The sequence below is a fragment of the Variovorax sp. 20P10.2.4 genome, from assembly GCF_058244205.1.
The window spans coordinates 1-4697 of sequence record NZ_JBZAYE010000571.1 but is presented as its reverse complement, the minus strand read 5'-3'; the positions used below and the strand labels follow the sequence as shown (position 1 = coordinate 4697).

At 70.6% G+C, this 4697-nt stretch carries 5 protein-coding genes; all 5 read left to right on the top strand.

Features of this window, described 5'->3' with window-relative positions:
- Positions 1–298, top strand: a 298-nt coding sequence (locus tag AC27VN_RS33245; protein ID WP_490879320.1) for an SLAC1 family transporter, incomplete at its 5' end; no start/stop codon positions are given.
- 362 nt (positions 299–660) lie between these two features.
- On the top strand, positions 661–1581 hold the full coding sequence (gene cysK, locus AC27VN_RS33240; protein WP_057593936.1) for a cysteine synthase A: 921 nt from the start codon (positions 661–663) through the stop codon (positions 1579–1581).
- Between the two features lie 96 nt (positions 1582–1677).
- Positions 1678–3324: an NAD(P)/FAD-dependent oxidoreductase gene (locus AC27VN_RS33235; RefSeq protein WP_490879319.1), complete on the top strand. Its 1647-nt coding sequence runs from the start codon at positions 1678–1680 to the stop codon at positions 3322–3324.
- Between the two features lie 7 nt (positions 3325–3331).
- Entirely contained in the window at positions 3332–3901 is a 570-nt protein-coding gene (locus tag AC27VN_RS33230; RefSeq protein ID WP_398501216.1) for a VUT family protein, read from the top strand.
- Between the two features lie 23 nt (positions 3902–3924).
- The gene (locus tag AC27VN_RS33225) at positions 3925–4551 is read left to right on the top strand and encodes a flavin reductase family protein (RefSeq protein ID WP_490879318.1); all 627 of its coding nucleotides are present in this window, start codon (positions 3925–3927) and stop codon (positions 4549–4551) included.
- Positions 4552–4697: the final 146 nt, after the last annotated feature.

The window sequence follows — 4697 nt, the reverse complement described above, 5'->3', positions numbered from 1 at the left end:
CGTGCCCGACCTGTTCGCGCAGATCCTGCTGGGCTACGGCCTCTACCAGGCGCTGTTGCTGCTGCGCCTGCTGCCGTGGATCTCGCGCCAGTCCTTCACGCCTGGCTACTGGGCCTTCAGCTTCGGCGTGGGCGCGCTGCCGACGCTCGCGATGCGGCTGGTGGCGGCCGGCGCCACGGGGCCGGTGCGCTGGCTCGCACCGCTCTTGTTCGTGGCCGCCAACGCGATCATCGGCCTCTTCGCGGCGAAGACCCTGGCGCTGCTGGTGCGCGGCCGGCTGCTGCCTAGGGCCTGTTAACCCTATTCAAGGGGTCGCGTTGCCCCGCAAAGGGGCTGGATGCAAGGCGCCCGCGCGCAGCAAGGCTGATGCCTTGCAAGCGCGGGCAACGCCGCAGACGGCCCCTTTGCGGGGCAACCCGCAGGGAAGCTCGCCAGAGCCCGCCCCTCGGCGTTGCGCTCCTAGCGTGTGCGGACGCACACGCGTCGTCGCGCGCCTTGATGGGCGGGCTCTGGCGAGCTTCGCGACCCCTTGAATAGGGTTAACAGGCCCTAGCGTGCCGGTTGCAACACCTTCGCGCTGAAAGGTCCGCGGGCTGGTCTCACAATGCGCGCTGTCGTTGCGACAACCATCGAACCGAACGCATCCAAGGAGATCCATCCATGAAGGCCCAGAACATCCTCCAGACCATCGGCAACACGCCGCACGTGCGCATCCAGCGCCTGTTCGGCAACGCGAAGCAGCAGGTCTGGGTCAAGGCCGAGCGCGCCAACCCCGGCGGCTCGATCAAGGACCGCATCGCGCTCGCGATGGTGGAGGACGCAGAGAAGAGCGGCGCGCTCAAGCCCGGCGGCACCATCGTCGAACCCACCTCGGGCAACACCGGCATCGGCCTGGCGATGGTCGCGGCCGTCAAGGGCTACAAGCTGATCCTGGTGATGCCCGACAGCATGTCGGTGGAGCGCCGCCGGCTGATGCTGGCCTACGGCGCCACCTTCGACCTGACACCGCGCGCGGGCGGCATGAAGGCCTCGATCGCGCGCGCCGAGGAGATCGTGGCGGGCACGCCCGGCGCCTGGATGCCGCAGCAGTTCAACAACCCGGCCAACGTCGAGGTGCACGTGCGCACCACGGCCGAGGAGATCGCGGCCGACTTCCCCGAGGGCATCGACGTGCTGATCACCGGCGTGGGCACCGGCGGCCACATCACCGGCGTGGCGCGCGTGCTCAAGAAGAAGTGGCCGAAGCTGCAGGTGTTCGCGGTCGAGCCCGTGGCCTCGCCCGTGATCTCGGGCGGCCAGCCCGCGCCGCACCCGATCCAGGGCATCGGCGCCGGCTTCATCCCGAAGAACCTCGACACCGCGCTGCTCGACGGCGTGCTGCAGGTCGATGCCGAACCCGCGCGCGAGATGGCGCGCCGCTGCGCCACCGAGGAAGGCATGCTGGTGGGCATCTCCTCGGGCGCCACGCTGGCGGCCATCGCGCAGAAGCTGCCCTCGCTGCCCGAGAACGCGGTGGTGCTGGGCTTCAACTACGACACCGGCGAGCGCTACCTGTCGGTCGAGGGCTTCCTGCCCGCCTGATCCCCTCGCGCTCTCCCCGTTGCGGCCAGCTATCCCTTTGATAGCGGCCCAACGCGTAAAATCGTCGGCCTGCTTGATAAACACAAGCCCCACGACATGCTGAGAATCTCCGAACTCAAACTTCCGCTCGACCATGCGCCCGAGGCGCTGGCCGCGCTGATCGCCCGCACCCTCGAGGTCCCGCCCGAGGCGATCTCCTCCCACACCGTCTACAAGCGCAGCTTCGATGCGCGCAAGGCCGAGCTGCTGACGGTCTACATCTGCGACGTGGCGCTCGCCGACGCGAAGCGCGAGGCCGCGCTGCTCGCGCAGCACGCCGGCCATCCGCACATCCAGCCCGCGCCCGACATGCGCCACACGCTGCCGGCGGACGTGCCCGCGGGCGCGAGCCGCCCGGTGGTGATCGGCTTCGGCCCCTGCGGCATCTTCGCGGCGCTGATGCTGGCGCAGATGGGCCTGCGCCCGATCGTGCTGGAGCGCGGCAAGACCGTGCGCCAGCGCACCAAGGACACCTGGGGCCTGTGGCGCAAGAGCGTGCTCAACCCCGAGTCGAACGTGCAGTTCGGCGAGGGCGGCGCCGGCACCTTCTCCGACGGCAAGCTCTACAGCCAGATCAAGGACCCGCGCTTCCTCGGCCGCAAGGTGATGGAGGAGTTCGTGAAGGCCGGCGCGCCGCCCGAGATCCTCTACGTCGCGCATCCGCACATCGGCACCTTCAAGCTGGTGAAGGTGGTGGAGAACATCCGCGAGCAGATCGTGGCGCTCGGCGGCGAGATCCGCTTCGAGCAGCGCGTGACCGACGTGCGCATCGAGGATGGGCATTTGCGCGGCCTCACCGTGCTCGACCAGGCCACCGGCCAGAGCCACGAGCTGCGCGCCGACCACGTCGTGATGGCGCTCGGCCACAGCTCGCGCGACACCTTCGCGATGCTGCACGAGCGCGGCGTGCACATCGAGGCCAAGCCCTTCTCGATCGGCTTTCGCGTCGAGCATCCGCAGGGCCTGATCGACCGCGCGCGCTGGGGCCGCCATGCGGGCCACCCGATGCTGGGCGCGGCCGACTACAAGCTGGTGCACCACGCGAGCAACGGCCGCTCGGTCTACAGCTTCTGCATGTGCCCGGGCGGCACCGTGGTCGCGGCCACCAGCGAGCCGGGCCGCGTGGTCACCAACGGCATGAGCCAGTACTCGCGCGCCGAGCGCAACGCCAACGCGGGCATCGTGGTGGGCATCGACCCGCGCGACTACCCCGAGGGCCCGCTGGCCGGCATCGCGCTGCAGCGCGCGCTCGAGTCCAACGCCTTCGTGCTCGGCGGCGGCGACTACCGCGCGCCGGGCCAGCTGGTGGGCGACTTCATCGCCGGCAAGCCCTCCACCCAGCTCGGCGAGGTGATGCCCTCGTACAAGCCGGGCGTGACGCCGACCGACCTGCACCGCGCGCTGCCCGACTTCGCGATCGAGGCGATGCGCGAGGCCTTCCCGGCCTTCGGCCGCAAGATCAAGGGCTTCGACCTGCACGACGCGGTGCTCACCGGCGTCGAGACGCGCACCTCCTCGCCGATCCGGATCACGCGCGGCGAGGACTTCCAGAGCCTCAACGTGCGCGGCCTCTACCCGGCCGGCGAGGGCGCGAGCTACGCGGGCGGCATCCTGTCGGCCGGCGTGGACGGCATCAAGGTCGCGGAAGCCGTGGCACGCGGCCTGCAGGCCGAGGCCGAACGGCAGCGCACCGCCGCCGTCTGAGAACGCCATGACGACGACGCACGACCGCGCTCCCCTCGCCTTCGCACGACCGGGCACCGGCGCCTTCGCGCTCGCCATCGGCGCGATGGCGCTGGTGGTGCTCGCCTCCAACATCCTGGTGCAGTTCGCGATCAACGACTGGCTGACCTGGGGTGCCTTCACCTACCCGGTCGCCTATCTCGTGAGCGACCTCGTCAACCGGCGCTTCGGCCCCGGCATGGCGCGCCGCGTGGCCTGGATCGGCTTCGCGGTGGCGGTGGTGGTGTCGCTGCTGCTCGCGCCGGCGCGCATCGCGCTGGCCTCGGGCAGCGCCTTCATCGCCTCGCAGCTGCTCGACATCCGCGTCTTCGACCGCCTGCGCCGCGGCCTCTGGTGGCGCGCGCCGCTGGTGGCCACCGTGGTCGCGGCGGTGCTCGACAGCATCGTGTTCTGGGGCATCGCCTTCGCGGGCACCGACGGCCCCTGGCTCACCTGGGCGCTCGGCGACCTCGGCGTGAAGCTGGCGGTCGGCGTGTTCATGCTGCTGCCGTTCCGCCTGCTGATCGGCCGCCAGGCGATGCGCCCGGCCCTGCGCTGACCGAACAACCCGGGACCCATTCCATGCAGGACGACGACCGCTTCCATTTCTACGAACCCGCGCTGGGCCACGGCCTGCCGCACGATCCGTTCAACGCGATCGTCGGCCCGCGGCCCATCGGCTGGATCTCCTCGCACGATGCGCAGGGCGTGCTCAACCTCGCGCCCTACAGCTTCTTCAACGGCTTCAACTACACGCCGCCGATCGTCGGCTTCGCGAGCATCACGGCCAAGGACAGCCTGCGCAACATCCGCGAGACCGGCGAGTTCGGCTGGAACCTCGCGACGCGCCCGCTGGCCGAGCCGATGAACCAGAGCTGCGCCGCGGTGCCGCCCGAGGTCGACGAGTTCGCGCTCGCCGGGCTCACGCCCGCGCCCTCGCGCCGCATCGCGGTGCCACGCGTGGCCGAGAGCCCGGTGTCTTTCGAATGCCGGCTGACGCAGATCGTGCAGCTGCAGGCCGCCGACGGCCGCGCCATCGAGACCTGGCTGGTGCTCGGCGAAGTGGTGGGCGTGCACATCGCGCGCGCGCTGCTGCGCGAAGGCATCTACGACACCGCCGCGGCGCAGCCGATCCTGCGCGGCGGCGGCCCGGCGGACTATTTCGAGATCCGGCACGACAATCTGTTCAAGATGTTCCGGCCCCGCTGACGCGCACCGCGCGCCGCCCCACCGACTTCCAACCCCTAATTCCGACTTCGCGCCCCGCGCCGAATCCCGAGCAATGACCGACGCCCCCACCACCGCCCCGAAGACGAATTCGCGCAACAAGCCGCGCGGCCCCCGCCCGGACCTGG

What these genes read in the sequence shown, in the direction of transcription:
- cysK (WP_057593936.1), top strand. Translation starts at nt 661, where the DNA reads ATGAAGGCCCAGAACATCCTCCAGACCATCGGCAACACGCCGCACGTG.
- AC27VN_RS33235 (WP_490879319.1), top strand. Translation starts at nt 1,678, where the DNA reads ATGCTGAGAATCTCCGAACTCAAACTTCCGCTCGACCATGCGCCCGAG.
- AC27VN_RS33230 (WP_398501216.1), top strand. Translation starts at nt 3,332, where the DNA reads ATGACGACGACGCACGACCGCGCTCCCCTCGCCTTCGCACGACCGGGC.
- AC27VN_RS33225 (WP_490879318.1), top strand. Translation starts at nt 3,925, where the DNA reads ATGCAGGACGACGACCGCTTCCATTTCTACGAACCCGCGCTGGGCCAC.